At 39.7% G+C, this 21,422-nt stretch carries 19 protein-coding genes and 1 pseudogene; 15 read left to right on the top strand and 5 right to left on the bottom strand.

Annotated features, from left to right (window positions below; translation table 11 throughout):
* The first annotated feature begins 71 nt into the window (after positions 1-71).
* The 6 genes from KUL10_RS18725 to KUL10_RS12590 all read left to right on the top strand — a co-directional run bounded on the left by KUL10_RS18725 (position 72) and on the right by KUL10_RS12590 (position 7,468).
* Positions 72-950: a hypothetical protein gene (locus KUL10_RS18725; RefSeq protein WP_199509234.1), complete on the top strand. Its 879-nt coding sequence runs from the start codon at positions 72-74 to the stop codon at positions 948-950.
* Positions 934-2,022, top strand: a complete 1,089-nt coding sequence (locus KUL10_RS12610) for a hypothetical protein (protein ID WP_110429303.1) — start codon at positions 934-936, stop codon at positions 2,020-2,022. The genes KUL10_RS18725 and KUL10_RS12610 overlap by 17 nt, the downstream gene beginning before the upstream one ends.
* A 612-nt stretch (positions 2,023-2,634) precedes the next feature.
* On the top strand, positions 2,635-3,147 hold the full coding sequence (locus tag KUL10_RS12605) for a hypothetical protein (protein ID WP_110429302.1): 513 nt from the start codon (positions 2,635-2,637) through the stop codon (positions 3,145-3,147).
* Positions 3,148-3,245: 98 nt separating this feature from the next.
* The gene (locus tag KUL10_RS12600) at positions 3,246-3,998 is read left to right on the top strand and encodes a molecular chaperone (protein WP_110429301.1); all 753 of its coding nucleotides are present in this window, start codon (positions 3,246-3,248) and stop codon (positions 3,996-3,998) included.
* 32 nt (positions 3,999-4,030) lie between these two features.
* Positions 4,031-6,664: a carboxypeptidase-like regulatory domain-containing protein gene (locus tag KUL10_RS12595; protein ID WP_110429300.1), complete on the top strand. Its 2,634-nt coding sequence runs from the start codon at positions 4,031-4,033 to the stop codon at positions 6,662-6,664.
* Between the two features lie 105 nt (positions 6,665-6,769).
* Complete coding sequence (locus KUL10_RS12590) at positions 6,770-7,468, top strand: hypothetical protein (protein WP_110429299.1); 699 nt, start codon at positions 6,770-6,772, stop codon at positions 7,466-7,468.
* Between the two features lie 53 nt (positions 7,469-7,521).
* Here the strand turns inward: KUL10_RS12590 and KUL10_RS12585 are convergent, their stop codons facing one another.
* The 5 genes from KUL10_RS12585 to KUL10_RS18845 form a co-directional block, all read right to left on the bottom strand.
* A complete protein-coding gene (locus tag KUL10_RS12585; RefSeq protein ID WP_110429298.1) occupies positions 7,522-8,904 on the bottom strand; it encodes a sigma 54-interacting transcriptional regulator in 1,383 nt (460 codons plus the stop codon).
* 1 nt (position 8,905) lies between these two features.
* On the bottom strand, positions 8,906-9,502 hold the full coding sequence (locus KUL10_RS12580) for a hypothetical protein (RefSeq protein ID WP_110429297.1): 597 nt from the start codon (positions 9,500-9,502) through the stop codon (positions 8,906-8,908).
* Positions 9,499-10,923 (bottom strand): sensor histidine kinase KdpD, encoded by a 1,425-nt coding sequence (locus KUL10_RS12575; RefSeq protein WP_110429296.1) that lies wholly within the window; start codon positions 10,921-10,923, stop codon positions 9,499-9,501. The genes KUL10_RS12580 and KUL10_RS12575 overlap by 4 nt, the downstream gene beginning before the upstream one ends.
* A 56-nt stretch (positions 10,924-10,979) precedes the next feature.
* A complete protein-coding gene (locus KUL10_RS12570; protein WP_233499816.1) occupies positions 10,980-11,237 on the bottom strand; it encodes a calcium-binding protein in 258 nt (85 codons plus the stop codon).
* Positions 11,238-11,475: 238 nt separating this feature from the next.
* Positions 11,476-11,898: a hypothetical protein gene (locus tag KUL10_RS18845; protein ID WP_233499815.1), complete on the bottom strand. Its 423-nt coding sequence runs from the start codon at positions 11,896-11,898 to the stop codon at positions 11,476-11,478.
* Positions 11,899-12,070: 172 nt separating this feature from the next.
* Between KUL10_RS18845 and asnS the strand changes: the two genes are divergently transcribed.
* From asnS to KUL10_RS12530, 9 genes and pseudogenes are all read left to right on the top strand, one after another.
* Positions 12,071-13,468 (top strand): asparagine--tRNA ligase, encoded by a 1,398-nt coding sequence (gene asnS, locus KUL10_RS12560; RefSeq protein WP_110429295.1) that lies wholly within the window; start codon positions 12,071-12,073, stop codon positions 13,466-13,468.
* 1,129 nt (positions 13,469-14,597) lie between these two features.
* Positions 14,598-15,353, top strand: coding sequence for an alpha/beta fold hydrolase (locus KUL10_RS12555; protein ID WP_233499814.1), 756 nt, complete (start codon positions 14,598-14,600; stop codon positions 15,351-15,353).
* 398 nt (positions 15,354-15,751) lie between these two features.
* A complete protein-coding gene (locus tag KUL10_RS12550) occupies positions 15,752-17,800 on the top strand; it encodes a TonB-dependent siderophore receptor (protein WP_110429293.1) in 2,049 nt (682 codons plus the stop codon).
* Between the two features lie 213 nt (positions 17,801-18,013).
* Positions 18,014-18,307: pseudogene (locus KUL10_RS12545) on the top strand (VPA1267 family protein); the annotation flags it as partial.
* Positions 18,304-18,630 carry a hypothetical protein gene (locus tag KUL10_RS18840; RefSeq protein WP_233499813.1) on the top strand — a complete coding sequence of 109 codons (327 nt, stop codon included), beginning with the start codon at positions 18,304-18,306 and terminating at the stop codon, positions 18,628-18,630. The pseudogene KUL10_RS12545 and the gene KUL10_RS18840, both read left to right, overlap by 4 nt.
* Positions 18,631-18,720: 90 nt before the next feature.
* Positions 18,721-19,359 (top strand): AAA family ATPase, encoded by a 639-nt coding sequence (locus tag KUL10_RS18835; protein WP_233499812.1) that lies wholly within the window; start codon positions 18,721-18,723, stop codon positions 19,357-19,359.
* Positions 19,356-19,970, top strand: a complete 615-nt coding sequence (locus tag KUL10_RS18830; RefSeq protein WP_233499811.1) for an ATP-dependent RecD-like DNA helicase — start codon at positions 19,356-19,358, stop codon at positions 19,968-19,970. Before KUL10_RS18835 ends, KUL10_RS18830 begins: the two co-directional genes overlap by 4 nt.
* Positions 19,971-20,078: 108 nt before the next feature.
* The gene (locus KUL10_RS12535; RefSeq protein ID WP_110429291.1) at positions 20,079-21,062 is read left to right on the top strand and encodes a hypothetical protein; all 984 of its coding nucleotides are present in this window, start codon (positions 20,079-20,081) and stop codon (positions 21,060-21,062) included.
* A gap of 7 nt (positions 21,063-21,069) precedes the next feature.
* Entirely contained in the window at positions 21,070-21,366 is a 297-nt protein-coding gene (locus KUL10_RS12530) for a hypothetical protein (RefSeq protein ID WP_110429290.1), read from the top strand.
* Positions 21,367-21,422: the final 56 nt, after the last annotated feature.

The raw sequence follows: 21,422 nt of genomic DNA, 5'->3' as shown, positions 1-21,422 counted from the left end.
GGCGTAACCTTGGTTATTGAAGGTACAAACCATCAATGTAGATATTGTTACTTAATCCCAAGGGAATACACATGAAAACTCACAAACGTTTGCTGAGCGTATTATTGACAGCACTTACCCTAGCAGGATGTAGTGCGGGCGATGGAGATGGACTCGATAACAATGGCCAGCCCATTGACCCTAACCAGCCTGTAACACCCGCTGATCCTCCTACCGAAACACCACCTGATGAGCCTGATGAGCCTGATGAGCCTGATGAGCCTGATGAGCCTGATGATGGTAGTATCAAACCCACATTAGCGTCTATTCAAGAAAAGGTTTTTACGCCAGTATGTGTTCAGTGTCATGCTGGAAGCAATGCGCCACTTGGGCTCGGCTTAGACGACCTTGAAACCTCACGGATCAACTTGATTGAGGTTGATTCGGCAACCAACCCGACTTTTAAACGAGTTCTTCCAGGGGATGCTGACAACAGTTTCTTATACTTAAAAATTTCAGGAGCTCCAATTGCTGGAAACCAAATGCCGTTAGGGCTTACCCCCTTAGATCAAGAAACTCAAGACACTATAAAGCAATGGATTAACGACGGTGCGCCCCTAGATTCAACGCAAGTCACCGCTGGAGTTAGTATAGACAAAATTGATGCTGGACAGATAATCGCCAACATTTCATTTAGTCAAGCAATGCAGACATCTACATTTGATGCCTCGAGCGCTCAGTTGGTAAACCCTGAAGATAACACTATCGTTCTGGCGAACAAATCATTTGTATGGCTAGATAAAAAAACGCTCAGCGTAAAATTTAGCCAGCTCGACAAACTCCCTACTCTACTCACTTTAACAATTAATCAACCGTCCTTATCCTCTATCACCAGTGAAAGCGGATATGTGCTAGATGGCGATATGGACGGATTTCAAGGAGGAGCTTTGATTCATGAAATATCTCATTAATTTATGTTTCGCATTAACGATTAGCGGACTATTGTTTATTGCAAAAAATGCCGTAGCTGAACCATATTTAGCGGTAAAAACTGGTGCAAAATGCAGTGCATGTCATATTAATCCACTAGGTGGTGGCCAAAGAACAAAATTTGGTAATGTTTATGGACATATTCAACTACCCAAGAGCATGTCGAATATGACAAATGCAGATATTGGAAAGTTAACAGATTATTTGAGTGTAGGAGGTAACTTTCGATATAACGCGCAAGCATCCCGCGATAATGCGGATACAAATTCATCTACTTTTAGAGTAGATTCAGCTCAGGTTTATGTAACTCTGCAACCCAAAGACTCAAAGTTCACCTTTTATATTGACCAACAAATTGCGCCGGGTGCAGCTATAAATCGTGAAGCTTTCGTCATGTACAAGTTTTCCGGAAATCACTATGTGAAAGCTGGGAAAATGTATGTCCCGTATGGGTGGAGACTTGAAGATGATACATCTTTTGTGCGCCAGGTAACGGGCTTTAATTTTGACAGCAGTGACAATGGTATTGAGCTTGGCCTTGAGTATGATAAAACTATCATCAACTTTTTTGTCACTAACGGCACTAGCTCAGTAGCAAACAATGATGACAATTTTCTGTATGGCGCTAAGTTTGAGCGACTCTTTGACGCTGCCAGGATAGGTTCCACGATTGTGGTAAATAGTGCCGATAGAAACGAACAACGCTTTTTGAACGTCTATGGCGGGTGGTCATGGAAGAAGTTGGCCTTATTAGCCGAAGCAAATATTATCCAAACATCACAAGATGCTGACGAAGACATAGAAGAGTTTGTCAGTTTGATTGAGGCAAATTATGAGGTAATGAAGGGTTTAAACCTTAAATTAACTGGGGAATATTACGACCCGGATCGCGACATTTCAAACAACGAAGAGACACGTTACTCTATTGTTGTTGAGTATGCGCCGATTTCTAACCTTCAATTACGCAGTGGAGTAAGAAGCTCTGAGGGTATTCCACAACAACCAAGCAGAACGAGTGACTTTGTTTTTTTTCAAACTCATGTTTACTTTTAATTACAATATTAGCTAGCTGTGGTTTATGAGCTCATGTAGTGCCGGTATAAATTCGGCAGACGTGGGTTCATGACCACTCATGAAGCTTTCGTCACGTCCACAATAGTATTCAAATTCAATTATTTCCAGTCGCAAATAAATACACATATTTACTAGGATTCAGCTTTTTTAGACTTTTGTATAGCCAATCACTGTTTGTATTTGTTAAGCTTTCGACCAAAGTTTAAGTTTTATGTTTTTTGTGAAATTAGTTTAAAAAACATTTAACAACTAAGCATTTGTTGCACAAAAAATACCTAAAGTTTTCTTGCTTTTTGCAGAGCATAGGTAACCCAATGAATTGGTTATGTTTTAATCGAACTGCTAACTATTCTCACCGCTAGTACTTTCTATACTTAAGTAGAATCAATCTAGTACATTACTAGTACTTTTTCATAGGTTACTGATTTCTAATATTTTTTACCCTCGATACAAAGGTATTTCAATTTATACCGCTTCAGCCGATTTCTTTTGATTAAATGCGTCTCAACCGAAAGGTCAAACACTCTTCACCGTGTTGGAATGTTTGAACTTACGGGGAAAACCAAGAATTTAATTTAAGGATAAATACACATGAAAAATTTCAAAATACTATCAATCGCTGCTTTAGTTTCTGTTTCTACTTTCAGCTTCGCTGCATCTGAAACCTTCCAAGCAACTGTAAACGCTGTATCTGATGCGACTATTACAAACACAACGCCACTTCACTTTGGTGCAATGCAAACTGCATCGGGTTCTGTTTGTACAATGGATAATGCTGGTGCCGTCACGGGTGCTTGTGATGCATCAAACGCAAACATTGCATTAGGTGTTGTTACTGTATCGGGCTTGCTTGCTAATACTGCCGTAGATGTAACAGTTAACGGTAGTAGCGGTTCAAACGTTACGTTTGTATCAACCGTTGATATTCAAAACGCAACAGGCACTCACAACGCAGTATCAGACAACACTACAACTGCTGTGACTACAAACGGCTCTGGTGATGACTTGGCTATTAATGTATACGGAACAATGACAGTTGATAGTGACTTGACCGCTGGTCAAGCTTATACAGCTGACTATGTTGTTGACGTCACTTTCCAATAACAACAAAAGTGTTTTAACGCCTCATCGGATGATGTTTTTGACGTCATCCGATTTCCTTGTTTGAAAATAATAAAATACCATGTTGAGAACTTATTATCATGAACAGAGTATTAGTTGCCCTTTTTACTTTCTGCTTTAGCGTTCACACTTTTGCAAATATAACGCTATCTCAAAATCGCATTTATTTTGGCCCAAATGATCGAGCAAACGCTGTACAACTGCGCAATACAGGCGGCAATGCGATGGAATACAAAACCTCAATCCACTTCGTTAAGATGACCGAGCAAGGTCAAATAATAAAAGTCGCAGCTCCCCAAGAATCGAAAGATGAGTTAGCGGCTAAAATGCTGCGTTTTTCACCAAAACGAGGGGTAGTACCTGCGGGCGGAAAGCAAGTTATTCGTTTTTCATTGCGCCGTCCTAGAGACTTAGAAGTAGGTGAGTATCGAGCCGTTTTGTCAATTGCGACGTCAATCGCAACAGAAAAGCCAGAAGACGTTACTCTAAAACCGACGTTGGCGTACAACATGCCAGTCATCATGCGACACGGTGATACTAAAGCAAGTACTGAGCTACAAAACTCAAGACTGGTAATGCTTGACCAACACCCTCATATAGAATTGACTCAAACACTCGATGGGAACCGATCACTTTATGGCAATTACACTGTCGTCGACAAGCGTGGCGATGTAATGGGATTGCTCAATGGTGTGGCGGTGTATACGCCTCTATCTCAACGTAAAGTACTGATTCCGCTCAACCAAGTACCTTCAGGAGATTTGATTGTGAAATATCAAGAAGTCTCTTCATTTGGCGGTCGCGAAGAAGCTGAAGCTAGCATTACGCTCTAATTGTTTTGATTCCAAATTTAAGACTAAAGAAGTTGCGCTTTTTTAGTCTTCTTTTAGCGTTTTTGTTTCATCCCGTATTTGCAGATTCTTGCGAAGATATCGTCGATCCTAAACAAGTTATTGTGAGTGATGACGACTATTTCATTGCTGTTCTTAGAATCAATAACCGTCCCGTCGCAGAAAGTATCGATGTTTATCGATATAAAAATACCCACTTAATCCCTGTGACTGAAATCGGTAAGCATTTTGGCCTTTCATGGCAGTATCAAGCAGTCACTAACACATTGCAGTCAGATGCAAAAGCAAGTGCGGATGCGGGTTTGTGTAATTTTGAAGTCAACCTTAATGATGAAAGTTCAGAGTCGAATTTTGTCTGGGCAGAAGATGATTACGGTACTTATATTGACGTTAATTTAGTCGCTGCTTTTATACGTGGCAGTGCCGAGTTTAATGTCGAATTGCAGCAAATGAACTTTACAAGCCAATATGAAAATTTGGGCTTAGCCAATATAAGTACTTCACGAGAGGCCTTTTTCAACGAAATAGAAATAAAAGATTATCCCATCGTCAGGACAAATTATCGTCTATTCTCTTCGCCTATTGTTAATTACAATATTGTGGCGAGTCAAAATCATTTAAATAAAAACAATATTCGACTCTCTTCAAACATCTATTCAGATATTTTGGGATTATCAGGTGAATATCGAGTCAATCACACTAGCGCCAATACGGACCAATTTATTAAGTTCAGTCGCAATATTCTCTTTGACGATGCTCAAAATATCAAAATGGGTAACATTCAAACACTTGAGGACAGGGCCAATAAGCTTGAACTAGGTGATATTAGCCTACAAGGTGATGAGCTATTGTTTGAAACCAAGCAAGGTATAGGAGTCAACCTTTACAGCTACTCACAAAATCAGCGCAGTAATTTTTCAAATATTAGAATTGAAGAAACGGCTCTTCCTGGTTGGAGAGCACTATTATTCAGAAATGGTGAGTTTTTGCGCGAAGAATTGGTAAATGAGAACAATCAGATTGTATTTGATGATGTCCCAACCTTTTTTGGTGTTAATTCGTTTTCGATATCATTATTCGGTCCAGAGGGACAAAAGCGTACCCGTACAAAAATTGTAAGGGTTGGCGACGGACAGCAAGAACGCGGTCGTTTCGATTATCAATTCAGCGCGATCAATGCCAGCGAAAGCTTGATCAATGGCAGCCATCACGCGCGAGACTTCGACAAGCGCATAGCAGGCGTCGCTCGCTATGGTCTGAGCGATCAGTTAACACTAAGTGCCGAGTCTCACGCAACCAAGTTACTCAATGGACAACACAAAAATTTGTTTGCTTATGCAATCGATTACTCAAACACTAATAGCGTATTTCGTTTTAAATATGCCGACAATTTACACGCTGGAAGCGCTTGGTTTGCGGGTTTAAACGCCAGTATAAGTGAAGACTTTACAGGCAATCTAAGCGTAAGAAAGATAAAGGATATCCAAAGTGAAATTTATGATCAACAGCAAGATCTCAACACTGAATTTAAATTAAGAGTTAACGGTAGATTGCAATACCCCTTCACTACAAGCTTTAATGTGAGTGCCACGCAAAAAGACTTTAATGATGGTGAACGACATCGCTCCATATCGATACAACAGAGTCAAAACCTTGCATTTGGTACCTACTCAAATAGCCTATCATATTCGTCAATAAAGAATTCTGAACAAATCAATCATCGTTTTTTTTATTCCGCTTTTTTCGGTGCTTGGCAGTTGCGTCAGAGCCTAGCTTGGCAACCCTTTGAAAAACAGAGCATTAGAAAATACACAGCGAATTTACGCTGGCCTAACCTGCACGGTGTTTATAACGAAACGACTTTCGACTACTCAAACCAAGCCAAGGAAATATTTGAATTGAGACATCAAGTTAATTGGCGCTCCCCGCGCTTTAATTTCCAGTTTGGCGGCAGTGTCAACAACCAAGGCGTATGGAGTATTCGCTTAGGTGTATCTGGCAGCTTTTACCAGAATCAGAATACGCGTGAGTTGAATTTCACACAAGCTAAAGGCACCACTAGTCGACGAATATTAGCGGAAGCATTTATCGATGCTGACCGCAATGGCATTCGATCTGAAGAAGAAGCATTACTGCAAAATATTGAATTTTCAGGAAGGCCCAATTGGAAAGGAAAAGAAACGAAGGCAAACGGGCGAATTGAGTTATTCACTCAATCCGACTATCAATCAATTGGTATTGACGAAACCTCATTACAAGATCCATTCTTAGCCCCTTCAATGGATACGAAAATAGTCAATGTGCATCCTGGCGGCCAAGCCCGAGTGTCTTTCGCACTTGCACCCGTCAATGATATTGAAGGCAGTATCGTTTTTTATAAAGCAGGAAGCGAAAAAACAAATGGTATTTTTGGTTTAGAACTTGAACTTACCCATATTGAATCAAATAAACAGTATCAAAGTTCAACCGAAGGTGATGGTTATTTCTTCTTCAGTCAAGTTCCGCCAGGTATCTATCGTCTGACAATTGGCGAGGATCAATTGTCTGAATTGGGTTTTACCGCTTTTGAGCCTATCGAAATCAAAGCACCAAGTGTTGGTGATATCGTCAGCTTAGAAGAAATTATCTTACAGCCTCTCTTAGAATAAAAACGATATTTTTAGCTAAACAACAAGTCTAATATTCAATCAACAAATCCACATTATTTGCACATTGTTTAATTATCATTGAGCAAACAATAGGGAGATAAGGCTATGCGTTTAAATTTGCGTAAATATGGTGTACTGGCGTGTGCGTTGTTGAGCTTCAATTCATTTGCTTCAATTCAGTATATATTCGATTTTGTAAATGACGACGAACCGACGATTTCACACGAACTTGACTTCATAGAGCAAGATTTATTGTTATCGATATCAGCATGGACAACTAGCCACAACTCGGAACAGGAAGAACTTGAACCTTGGCAACAAGTTCTCACTGATGAAAATGGTATTTTTTATGCTGATCGAGGATTAGGTTTATTTTCACATCTTGAAGATAGTCCATTCATTGATGGTGGTTCTTCATCTGATTATAGTGAAGATCCCGACGAAGGTTTTTTACTTCAGTTCAATAAAGAAGTGTCGTTATTTGGTATATCCTTTGATTTTATTACCGAAGGCGAGGATGATATTAACATTTCAATGGTAGATTTTGCTTCAGACGGTTCATTAGTCCTAACACAAACGCTATTTGATGTTGAATTATTCAGTCCATTTGATGAGATTGGCTTTATTATTTTGGATGCCTTTGAAATGTCATTCACGGGCACTAATTTCATGATTTGGGTGGATGGCGACGACGACAGCTTATCGCTTTTAGATGTGGTTGTGACCCGTGTTTCTGCTCCTCAAAATACACTACTATGCTGTTTAGCTTTATGTATGTTCGGAATTCGTCGCGCTTCAAAATAATTCATAAAAGGTGAGGCTAAGGACAGTCTTAGACTCACCTCGAAAGTCGCTTATCAACTGACATTATTATTTCTAAACTCAGCCGCAATTAAGCCGTGCTTTTTCATTAATTTGTGTAAGTCTGTTCGATTCCTTCCTGCGATCTCTGAAGCTCTCGTTACGTTTCCGTCCGTGGCCTTTAAGATTCGACTTAAATATTGATGTTCAAAATCGTCTCTGGCTTCTGTCAATGTCGGCCATGTTTTTGACTGCTCAGCTAAGGCCTCTTCCACTAAATTTTTAGAGATAATAGGTGTAGAAGTAAGCGCAACACACTGTTCAACAACATTAAACAGTTGTCTCACATTACCGGGCCAATCAAAGGTTGAAAGAAGATTTAAAGCATCATCAGAAAAGTGGCTGACATTGACTTGGTGTTTATTGGCGCTGACGTTCAATAGATGATCTGCTAATAAAGGCACATCTTCAAAACGTTCTTTTAGACGTGGTAATTTTAAATTCACAACATTTAAGCGGTAATACAAGTCCTCTCTGAATGTTTTATCTACCATCTCTTTTTTCAAGTCTTTATGAGTAGCAGATATGATACGTACATCAACTTTAACGTCCGAAGTTGACCCAACAGGGCGAACTACCTGCTCTTGAATAGCCCTTAAGACTTTAGCTTGCAATGAAAGCGGCATATCCCCTATTTCATCTAAAAACAGTGTGCCACCATCTGCTTGTCTGAAGAGACCCAAATTAGACTGAATAGCGCCAGTAAAGGCACCTTTTGTATGCCCAAACAATTCAGATTCAAGTAAATTTTCTGGAATTGATGCACAGTTAATGGTGACAAAAGGCTTATCAGATCTAGGACTGGCCTTATGAATGGCACTGGCAAACAACTCTTTTCCAGTTCCACTTGCTCCATTAATCAACACATTTACGTTTTTTGAAGCGATGCGATGGGCTTGATTAAGCAAACGCAGCATCTCAGGTGAGCGCGTTACAATTGCGCTTGACCATTCGCCTGATTCTATCTTTTGGTTACTCTCAATTGCACGCTCAATTAACTTGTTTAGCTTGTCGTGATCTAATGGTTTTGTCAAAAAACCAAAGACGCCCTTTTGTGTCGCAAGCACCGCATCTTGGATTGTGCCGTGGGCAGTCATGAGAATGAGAGGAATACCGTCATATCTGTTCATCACTTCATCAAAAAATGCAAGCCCATCCATTCCGGGCATGCGAATATCACTTAAGATCAAATCAAATTGCGCATTGTACATTAAACGCAAAGCTTGGTTGGCGCTGCTTGCTGCACTAACCTTGTAACCTTGAGACTCTAAACGAAGCGTCACTAGCCGCAATAAGCTGTCATCATCATCTACCAGCAAAATATGATACTGTGTGTTGTGTATAGACTTTTCAGGTTTTTGTAGTGTTACCGCGCCCATATTATTGTTCCTCTCGCTCTTTGTTCACCAATGAAGCTTCGATATTTAGCAATTGTTCAACTTGTCTCTGCTGGGTGTTTATGATGTTTTCTTTTTCAGCTAGTAACGCTTCTTGATTTTCGATGGCTTTTGATTGTCGCGAGTTGACTCGACTTAATATTGTAATCGCAGATTCCAATTCTAGGAGTTGTTGGTTAGCTTGATAAAACAAAATATCTAGCAGTTGAGTCATGGTCTTATCCGATAGTGTTTGGAGTGTCGAAATCCAAGACTGGGCGCGCAGCCGACTAGCATAGGGTGTATCGTTTCCGTGAGACAAAAGTACTTTCTGAAGTAAGTCGACAGGTTTGTCGCTTAAGGATTTGATTTTAGTGTTTCGTTCTGGCCAAGAAATTTCGCTATATTCAATTAATTCATTATGCCAATGATTAACTTGACAAAAATCACCAAATTCAATACTCGTTAGCTCAGATTCACAGAGCTCACCCGCACTCACCACTGGTGCAGGGACTTTATTTTGCTCTAATAAATTACAAGCACTCAATAGTTGTAATAAAAACACTATTAACAGGCTTTTACTCAAAAGGGTTGCTCTCATAAATTTTCTCTTCTTTTAAGTTTCACTCTAAAACACACATCTGCACCTTCAACTTCCATAATAGTGACATCTCCCCCTAAAAGACTCGCACAATCACTGACAATAGACAGCCCTAAACCTGCACCAATCACGCGATCATTTCGTTCACTATGCCCTCTTTTAAAAGGTTCAAATATTGTTGCTCTATCATCTTCTGAAATAGGAGAGCCTTGGTTTGAAACTTCTAAGAATGTATTGTGATTATTTTGGCTGATTGTTATTTTGATCGGTGTATTCTCACGACCATGTGCGATGGCATTCGACAAAAGATTATCGATTATGCGTCTAAACAGTTCAGCATCGCTGACGATTGAGCTTTCACTTAGCTGTATGTCTATGTCAACGACTCGATTACTTTGACTCAAGGCTAAGCGGTTGTCTCGGATTGCCTCATCAAACACCTGACTTACATCGATTTGAACGTAAACTGGTTCAGCTTGTTGTAAAAGGCTATTGTAATCTAGTAATTTAATTATCAGTGTTTCTAAGCGCTCAGTTGATTTATTTACCAAACCTAATACTTCAGTTTGAGCACTGTTCAAATCACCTAAGGCATGATCACTCAATAAAGCGCAGCCTTCTTTCATGCTAGCAAGGGGCGTTTTCAATTCATGAGATGCATGGCGTAACAATGCCATTCTCACTTTTTCTAATTGTTGTATACGATTGTGTAGGTTATATAAGTCGCGCTCAACGGTTAACAACTCTTTAGGAGAGTTAGAAGACTTTGCTGGCAGGCGATTATCGTTGTTTGCAATTGCTTGAATAATGTCTTTCAACTTTTTAACGGGCTTAACAATCAGTTGTGCAGCAAACAAAATTAGGAGAAGCGAAACAAAAGTCAACACTGCTGTTAACCAGGCTTGCCTCTTTTGCATATATGACATCGACATTTGCTGCTCGATCACCGCTTGATCAATTTGCTTATCTACATCACCTCGCAGTGTTTCCATGGCGCTTTTAAAGCTAGCTAATTGAGCATCAACGATACTTCGCTCAGACATATGCGAATAATTTCCCAACTGATCTAATTGCTCAATTAAACTAGCACATGCATAAGAATCGATGTTATGCATGCACAAAATTGCCAATCTTTCTTTAAATAATGAAATAGTTTGATCGTTTAGTTGTTTTAAAGTGTCATTGGGAAGAACAAAATGCTGAAGTGTTAACCTTTCAATATCCAGTGCGATACGTCCAAGCGTTTGCATACTGCCAGACGTGTTGACGAAAAAGTCGGTATTTTTCTCAGTATATGCTCGCAATTTCGCGATATCACTTTGACTCAACCAAAGCAGCACAAATAAAGGAATAAGGGCAAGTAAAAAACTTCCCAGTATCAATTGACGTAACGAACGTATTTTCAATTCTGACTCAAGCATCCAAGATGACTTTGGTCAGAATGACACAAGCATTATTCGACTTCAACAAAGCAATCCTAGGCGTGGCTGCGTAACATAAACGAAAACTCTTCTTTGCTTATAAGACCATCTTCATTCAAATCGATCTTATTGAAGTTTTCCAATAAATAGCGACTGACCGCTGCTTCACGAAGCGATAAAAATCCGTCTTGGTCGATATCTAAATCATCCACTACTTGCTGTTCTGCATACACAATGGTGGCTGCCAGTAGGCCTTGAACGAGCATAATTGCGCCTGCCACGATTATCATTTTTTTTATATTCGACATTGTCATAATAAGTACCCCGTTTGCTGTTGCTCAACGTGGTATATCAAAAACCAAGCCAAATAAATAAACCTTTAAATTCAAATACTTAAGGAATTAAAAAATAAATAATGTCGCATATTGGCAACACGTAAAACATATATAGAAATACGACCCTCTACAACCATTGTGCAGCGAGCGCCAAATAGAAAAATCAAGAGTGTCGCAGTTTGAAGACAGTTTAAGAAAGAGGTGTAAGCCCTTGTTTTCACTCGACAATAGATGTGTACAACGTGACTAGACTAAGAAATGATATCGCAAGTAAGATAAATAGGTTCACGCCAAAATTATCGGTTTTTCTTCTATTTCGCCTGCTTCTCATAAGCGTGGATGCCAATCCAAGACCCAAACAGATTTGGAGCATCGTCAACAGACTGGAAACATGCTCTTTAGACCAATAGATGCGCCCTTCAATTCCCCAATATTTCTGAACCCCAGAAATAAACTCCGGCCTTGCAAAATGAAACAACACTAGGGCAATAAATAATGACAACCAGGCCGATAAGTTAAGAATTACAACAATACGAAAAAAAGGATCCTGCGCTCGCTTTTTCAACCGACGCTCGATATTCGTCATTGTGCTTTGTCGAGTTGGACCTAAATCTAAGTTTTTTTCTGAATTTTGCTGCATATTCGCGTTGAGTAATGGTATCTAGCGCCTATATAAGTATACTTGGCACACTACGAGTTAGTTCAGTAGATATTAACAGAACACCAATACAAAATCCGTGCAAATACAGTGATTAAATCAATAAGCCAAATAGCTAGTTTTCGCACGCAATAATTTTACAATGGAGAACAATATGTCATATACACCAGTCGCCGACGTTTTGGCTGGAAAACATGATGTGGGTGCACAAGTCACCTTAAAGGGTTGGGTAAGAACCAAACGAGATTCTAAAGCAGGTCTTTCTTTCGTGGCATTGCACGATGGAAGTTGCTTCGACCCAATTCAAGTTGTTGCTCTTAATACTTTAGAAAATTATGACGAAGTGACCAAACTCACCACCAGCTGTTCTTTAGAAGTATTGGGCACGCTAAAAGCGTCTGAAGGTAAAGGGCAATCATTAGAGATTGAAGCTGACAGCATTAAGGTTTTGGGTTGGGTTGAAAACCCCGATACATACCCGATGGCGGCGAAACGTCATTCGATTGAGTATCTTCGAGAACATGCGCATCTTCGTCCACGCACCAATATTATCGGTGCAGTGACAAGGGTTAGAAACTGCCTGTCGCAAGCGATTCACAGGTTTTTCCATGAACAAGGTTACTTCTGGATCAGCACGCCCATCCTAACAGCCTCAGACACTGAGGGTGCCGGTGAAATGTTCCGTGTATCTACGCTTGATATGATGAACATCCCCAGAGATGAAAAAGGTAACGTAGACTACAAAGAAGACTTTTTCGGCAAAGAGACGTTTTTAACGGTTTCAGGTCAATTAAATGTAGAAACATACTGTACAGCGATGTCCAAAGTTTATACCTTTGGCCCTACGTTCAGAGCAGAAAACTCAAATACAAGCCGTCATTTAGCTGAATTTTGGATGATCGAACCTGAAGTAGCGTTTGCTGAGTTATCAGATGTCGCACAACTTGCTGAAGACATGCTTAAGTACGTTTTCAAAGCTGTTTTAGCTGAGCGTCCAGATGATATGGCATTTTTTGAGCAACGCGTGAATAAAGAAGTCGTTACCAGAATGAAGTCAGTGATCGACTCTCCTTTTGTTCGTATGGACTACACTGATGCCATTGATATCTTGCAAAAAAGCGGTAAGAAATTCGAATTCCCTGTTGAATGGGGCGTGGATTTATCTTCAGAGCACGAGCGATATCTCGCTGAAGAACACGTCGGTGCGCCTATTATCATGCAAAACTACCCTAAAGACATCAAAGCCTTTTATATGCGCATTAACGACGATAATAAAACCGTTGCCGCGATGGACGTGCTTGCACCGGGTATCGGCGAAATCATCGGCGGTTCACAACGTGAAGAACGCCTTGATGTATTTGACCAAAGACTTGAGGAAATGGGCTTAGACAAAGAAGACTACAGCTGGTATCGCGACTTAAGACGCTACGGCTCAGTCCCCCACTCTGGCTTTGGCTTAGGTTTCGAACGTTTAGTTGCCTATGTAACCGGTATGCAAAATGTAAGGGACGTAATTCCATTCCCTCGCACGCCAGGTAACGCTCAGTATTAAGCATTTCCTTTCGTTTATTACTAATCAAAATATTTAAGCCATCGCAATGATGGCTTTTTATTGTCTGTTTCAGCTTAGATATTTTTGATAGCGCGAAGGTATTGTTGCAATTACATTTTCAAACATTTGCTAAACTTTTCCTTACAGTATTTTCGAGGGTAGTTAGAGATAATTGTTGTTATTGAATCTCGCGAAAAACCAAAGGTCAAGAAAATGAGCCTTGCGGAATCCATGAAAGATACTAACGGTTGGGTACTTGGAAAAAATGTCAATAAGTGGTAACGGTATGATTTTATCAAATATTCATCGCTCTCACCGCGGGCGGTACGCATGTTACGAAGCTCACCTAATAATACCGGGCAAGATCGATGTGTGTGGGGGATTTGCACCATGCTTTTGACCACATTTTTCGGTTTCAATAGCCTATTTGCATGGACTCATACTTGGTCTGTTGCTTCGACTGGCTTAATTTACCTATTGACTCCCGTGCCCAACGTTTCCATTGTGTATAGCGGGCTCTCTTGAGACTGGTATGCATTAGATGTTGGAAGCGGATTTATTCTTGTTGCTAAATTTAATATTCAAGGAATAAATACTAAGCGTGTTTCAACTTACAGTCAGTCAAATAACCCTGATTCTTCTCATTATTTTGACCTAGCAGTTTTGATAGAAAGCGTGAATTACAAAATGGTCTAATTTACTGAGGACGATATAGAAGCTGATGCTTTTTACAGATCTGAAGTGATATCAATAGGAAGGTAGTGAATCTACGTCAAAGTAACACGAATATGAAATCTGTTTCTTTATTGTAACTATTTAAACTAGCGCATTCGCCATTACAAAATAACGTTCATCTAAATTTCAACTGAATTCAAGGACACTTTATATCCGCTGGATATTGGTGTCTTTAAGACTGTTACAGATAAGTGAGTAAACCAAAATGAAGCGATACACTATTATTTTTTTTTGTATATTATTTTTTCTGTTCTTTATTTACTCATGGTTTGCTATCCCCCAAACTATGAGTAGATTCTTACTTTTATTGAACAACACTTCTGCTGGATTATCTTCCAAGTCCATGAAAACGCCTTTAGGGAATATTCATTACTTGGAAGGAGGCAAGAAAGGTGTGCATACAGAAACTATTGTTCTTTTACACGGTATATTTGCTAGGAAAGAGCACTGGGTTGATTTGGCTCGTGAGCTTACTCCTTATTTTAGGGTAATCGCGTTGGATTTACCTGGTTTCGGTGATAACAAGCAACTCGGTTTTGAACACTATCTACTGTCTCATCAGAAGCAGAACTTATTGATTGTCTTGGATGCACTAGAAATCGAATCTGCTCATTTTGGTGCGAACTCAATGGGCGCAGCTGTTGCAGCTTTAATGGCGGCAACTAGACCAGATTTACTCAGATCACTAACATTTATTGGTAGTCCTCTCGGTGTGGACTCATTAATTCAAAGTGATATGCAAGTTGCTATTGCAAATGGGCAATATCCACTTTTAGTTGAGTCTGAAAAAGAATTTGAAATCCGCAATCAATGGCTTTTTCCCAAAACACCCGCTATTCCGTCGCCAATATTAAGAACTTGGATGAAACAGGAATTAAAAACCGTCGATCATAATAAACAAATTTGGTTAGCAGCAAATAGTTTTGTAAGTACACCAAAATTGCTTGATTTGGCACCTACTTTAGAGCTCCCGACACTTATACTTTGGTGTCAAGAAGACCGTATTTTTCATGTAAGCGGAGCAGATTTATTACATGAAGCGTTACCCAATTCACAACGTGAAATTCTTAATAATTCTGGGCACATTCCAATGCTAGATAAGCCTAAACAAATAGCAGATTTATACTTGGACTTCTTGCTGAGGCCATAAAGAGATTAAATTGAAAGTCCATTTTCTTTGCCTAATTACGAAGAAATATTGTTTCAATTTAAGATGTAACATTTGATTCTCAATTTGTCACCGAGTTTCTTTTTGATTATGTTTTTTTCAATAAATAAAGTGTCATTATTTTAATTCCGTTGACATTTAAATTAGCTTTCCTCGCCGTTTTAGAAATAGCTTCAAAGCAATTCCTATCGCACTCTCAACTAGCTAAGTCTATATCTTGTAATTTCCAGATTTGCGCTAGTAACAACATGAAACGATTTCGTCTTTGTTTAGAAAGTGTAAGAAACTCTCCTCAATAACGAACAATTCAACAACAGAGTTAAATTATTTGATTTGCTAAATTTTACCCCTCTTGTTAAGTCAATATTTAAGGGAAAATAATGCATAATAAAAGAATCCTCATCGCCAAAGCGTCGATGCTTATTTCGTTACTAATATCAAATCAGTCAATTGCCGTGAGCAATGCTACTAACGAAAATGAGCTGGAAATACTTACCGTAAAGGGGCAACGTAACAAGCTTAATTCTGAACCAAGTGAAGAAACAGTTAAACTCTTAAATATAGCTGGTATCGATGGTGATCCATTAGCTGCGGTATTTTCTTTACCAGGTGTTTTATATGCTGGCGGTGACGAAGGTGGTGCGCCTGCGGTGCGTGGTTCTTCGCCGCAGGACAACGCTTTTTTTATCGATGGGATGCCTACAGGTTATATATATCACCTATTTGGAGACAGCATCTTTAACAAGAATATTGTACAGGATTTTAACTTTCATGCCTCTTCATTTGGCGCACAATATGGCGGAGCCACAGGAGGTGTCTTTGATGTGAAATTAAGAGATCCTCGGCAACAAGACATTAAATTCACATTAGATGCCAGCCTTATCAAAACAGGTATCTTTGCTGAAGGAAGTTTAGCTGAAGACCATGCTTTTTATGCTAGTTATCGGCGCTCACTTATTCATTTGTTTCTATCTGAAGGGACAGAAGAAAGTGATGGTATTACTATTATTGATGCACCAATAAGTGATGACTATCAAATGAAGTACCAATGGCAGATTGGAAAAAATCAAAAATTGACAATAGCTGCCCTAGGTGCAAGTGATAAAGGAGGCGCTAATATATCTGAGCTTTCAGAAGATGGAAGAATAAACCCTGACCTTGTAGGTAATGAACGAGTCAAGTCGTCTACACATTCACAGTCGTTTATTTATGAGCACTTTGGCAATAAAAGCTTCTCATCTCTAGGCTTTAACCAAGTCATTACAACAGACAGAAACAATTTTGGTGCTGGGCAATTTACACATGGTAAAAACACACAAAATAATTTTAGAGCTAGCGTAACAAGCGATATAGTGCCTAATCACACTATAATGATTGGAGCGGACGCTCAAATCAATAGGTTTGAATATACCTATGATATTATCAATTATACTTGCACAGAAATTACCTCTGATTGTGAAAGTCAAAGAGGTGATAGGGTTCAAGGAGACGATGCGATAGATATTGACGTAATCGGCGTGTACCTAGTTGATAGTTGGCATTTGTCAAAAAAGGCGTTGGTTGAAATTGGTACGAGATTTGAAAAAGACAGCTACACCGATAAGTCTTTTATTCATCCACGTATTAGCCTGTCTTGGATGTTAAGTAACTCAAATACAATTTTCGCAAAAGGAGGAGTCTACTCGCGCTTTCCAAATAGTGGACAAATCTTACCGACAATAGGCAATCCAAATTTAAAACCTTTTTTATCAAATCATTATTCTGCCGGTACCGAAACGCAGTGGAACAATTTATGGTCAACTAAATTTGAAGTTTATTTTAAGCAGTTAGATGATTTACCTCGTGCCACTGACGAGCTTAGTCAGACTCCAAGCTTAAATTATACAAATGATGTTAGTGGGGAGTCCTATGGTGCAGAACTGCTAATCGAACGGCAAAAGCAAAATGGATGGTATGCTTGGGCCAGTTTTAGCTACGCGAAGAGTGAACGTACCGATGAGCTGAGTAAACAAACCACTCCATATTGGCTAGATACACCTTGGGTAGTGAATATTGTCACTAATTACGAATATTCTGATTATTGGGAGTTCGGAGCGCGATTTACGGCAAGAGCAGGTGCGAAGTATACTCCTATCGTTGGGTTGAGAGTCAATCCAAATTTTCCAGATAATTTTTTACCAAACTATGGAGAGCTTAACAGCGAAACTCTGCCAAACTATGTTCGCTTAGACTTACAAGCAAAGTATTCTAACTTACCCTTTGGCCTAGATGGCTCGATAACATTTGCGCTTTTAAATGCTTTGGCTGGTGATAATGTATCTGGTTACTATTACTCTCCAAATGGTTCTGAAAGTTTGACTAATGTACCTTTAACCGCAGAAAAAGGTCTAGAGGTCTTTCCTTCTATAGGTATAGAGCTCAATTTTTAAGACCATTGACTCCACTTCTTAGCAGTTGCAATAATTTAAAGTGTTAAAATAAACACGAAAAACTAACGAAGCCCGCTAATTTAGTGGGTTTTTATTTTTATACGTGACAGCTTGTGAAGTCCAATTTATTTTATACTTGGTGTAATGTGAAAATGTTAAATTAAAACAACTGGTGGTTAAACTTGGAAAGCGTAGATGAAGCTAAAACGGGTTAAATTTGCACTCAACCAAAATCCTGCACTCAGAAGAACGCTTAAGACGCTTGAGGACAACTTGCGTGAGAGGCGTGTCCTGCCGCCCCTGACCGAATCCGCAAAGATGAATGCTGATAACCCAAAACAATATGACAACACTACTAGCCATAAGATGCTCGTATCGAAACGTGCGTCTGCCTTAGAGGTTGAAAACATTGCTCTGAAAGCCAAGGTTAAAGAATTAGAGAGTAAGCTGGAGCGATTTAGGGAGCTGTCTGAAACCTTATCAGAAATGGGATTCATGCCACGATGAATTTAGCCGTACATGAAGAACAAATGCGTGTAACGAGCATTCCATATAAATCGCCCAGTATGGTGATAATCAGCGGTGTTCCGCTTAAGAAAAACTCCTATAAAGCCAATAGCAGCAGATATTACATCACCATTAAAATTAATCCTGACTCTATTCCAGTACACCCAGTGCAAGGTCAACATTGGTTAGTCAAGGGGAAACGGGTAATTGAAGAAATGGAGAGTGATGATTATGTCATGCAACAGCATACCTATGAATCACCTCAACGCGTCGCATGCAGATTGCCCGAAACAGGCGAGCAACTAATTCATCTTCTTGCATAAGAAAGTGACTTCAAAGGTATCGGTGACAGCAAAGCACAATACATCCTGAATTCAGACTCTGGCACCTACCATCCAACTGCACAATTGTTGATGGAAAATGTAATAGCGAAGCGACTTAAGGCTCTAGCGCGCCAAAAAGATTTGTATGGCGACAATGCAAACTCTGCATATTGCTCTGTGGTGTCTGACTTGCCTTATGATTTGACCAAAAAGCAAAGTGAAGCTGTGGCGATGTGTTTAGACAATTCAGTAAGCTGCATCACTGGCGGTGCTGATACTGGCAAAACGACAGTACTTAGAACAGCTCTTAACGCATTTCATCGAATGGGGTTTGAAATACACGCAGTGGCGCTGAGTGGAAGAGCTGCCATGAGGTTGCATGAATCTATTGGCCGTATGACCTCAACCATTGCCAAGCTGTTGCGTGGAGAGCCTATCGCACCTACACCAGAGCAACAAAAGCACCATCTGGTAATTGATGAGGCCAGCATGATTGCTCTACCGACCATGTACCGCCCAATAAACCATACGCATCCTTCAGTACGTTTCGTCTTTACTGGAGATCCAGATCAGTTGCCGCCTTTTGGTTGCGGTAAGGTACTTTATGATATTGTCCGCTCAAAGGCTGTTGACTATACCAAACTGGATATTGTGAAACATCAGGATGGCTCAACAGGCATTCCAGAATATTCAAGCTCGTTAACCAAGGTAACGTCGCAGAACAGTTGAGCATCGGAGCGATCCATTTCCATGAAACGAAAAGGAGCACTATAGCGAAAGTATGTTGTGACCTTTATCAGCAATCACCTGCTGATACTCGTGTCATGGCTCCGAGCAAAGCACTTGTCGCAGACATCAACAAACAAATAAAAGAGGCTGTTAATTCTGATGGCAGCAGGCTTGAGTTTGAAATGCACGGTGAACAATTTTTTCAAAATCTTAGGCTTAATGACGCCATCTTATTTACCCAAAATCATTATGACAGAGGTATTCAAAATGGTTCGCTTGGCACATTGACAAATGTTTCATCATCGAGCCACAGCTTCGGCGAAGTCACACTCGATTCGGGTGAGAAAATCGAAATAACGCCATCTTTATTGGATTGCATGGTGTTGGGTTACGCGATAACACTCCACAAAGCACAAGGCTCTCAGTTTCCTAGAGTTATTATTGCTCTGCAAAAAGGGCGTATTGTAGACAGAGCATGGTTATACATTGCCATTACTAGAGCCGCGACAGAAATTCATATAGTCGGTTGTGAAGAGGATTTCAGGCAAATCACTGAAATGCCCAGCCAAGCCCATAAAAGAAACAGTTATCTTACTAATTTACTTCTTTAGAGTAAGAAACAACCCTCTGCAAAAAGATTGATACATTACCTATGATTTGGAAGTTTTTTATGCTAACGATATACCAATCCTAAGTGGATATAACTAAAAGGAAGTGTAATGAAATATCCTCTCATTGTTTTGATGCTGTTCTCAACCTTACTTGGCTATGCGCCACAATCTCTAGGTAAACTAATAGACTCTGAAATTTTTAAAGAAGAGTTTGGCGACTATGAAGATTATGCAATTTATAAAGAGTTCAACGAATCTCACAACATTGATGACTATACTTTTTGTGAATTTGATCGAGGCGAGGAGCTTTGTTTAATTGGCCTAAAGGCACAAAAATATGCTGTAGATTTCAAGAACTTTGATGCAAGAAGAATCATATGGGAAGAGGATAGCCAAGGCATATCTAAGCCTGTTCGATTGGAAAATTTGGATAGAATGGAGTATGAAATACTTGTATTTTTTGCAGTGTACGTAGACCAATCTATTACTGAGTTAAAAAACTCAACCTTAACTTTCCAACCCGAGAGTAAATCCTTGCAACTGCGCCGCAGTCAACTAGATGGAACCCTAAACTCGCAATCAAGCTCAATTGCCAACGGATGCGGTACCCCTAACCATGGGAGTTACCCTTATATTCCTGATTACCCTTTCCTTAGAGCATGCAATAACCATGATATTTGTTATGCGTCATTCAGAAATAAGTCTTGGTGCGATTCGATGTTTTTGACCGATATGCGTTGGCTTGCGCAATATGAAGCTAGAATCATTGCAATTGATTTTCCTGTGCCAGAGTCAATCGCTTTCGGTCAGCTAATGGCAATTGCTTATAGTTATCATGCAGCAGTTGCTTATACTGATATAGGGTTAGATGCATATTGTGCCAATAAAGGTACAAGCTGCAAAGATAAAAAAGGTGAGTTGAATGTAGTAAGCGGTACCGGCTCAACAAACAGCGGATCAGGGGACGGTGGATCAGGTGAAATATTCCCATTAGAACTATATAACGGCGGTATTTGTCTTATGCCTGTTCAATATCGAATATGTGCATATGGCGTTTGCATTCGCGGTTTGACACACGTACCTTGTCCTTGAGGTTTTTATGAACTTTCTTATCCCAACCATAATTGGAGTTTTATTTGGGCTAGCCTTAATTCATATTAAAAAAGTGTGGTTAAAGCTAAGCCTGTTGTTCTTTATTCCACCAATTTCGCTAACAATATTTGATGCTATGGTGTGGTCAGCAGATTTTCAAGCAAATGACGCTCCAATGGCACTAATAGGGATTATTGTTCTGTCTGGATATTGGATATTAGTTAGTGGGGTAACCATCACAATAATAAGTGTTTTGGGGAAGATTAGAAAAAATAAGACTCACGCTAATTCGCGTGACCTATGAGATGTAATAGCTCTTATATTAATTGTATTATCGCGGTCTGCCAGTATCATTAAAAC

Source organism: Glaciecola sp. KUL10 (assembly GCF_003203515.1).
Lineage (GTDB): Bacteria > Pseudomonadota > Gammaproteobacteria > Enterobacterales > Alteromonadaceae > Glaciecola.
The sequence above is the reverse complement of the archived record's forward strand: the minus strand, read 5'-3'. Positions and strand labels throughout refer to the sequence as shown.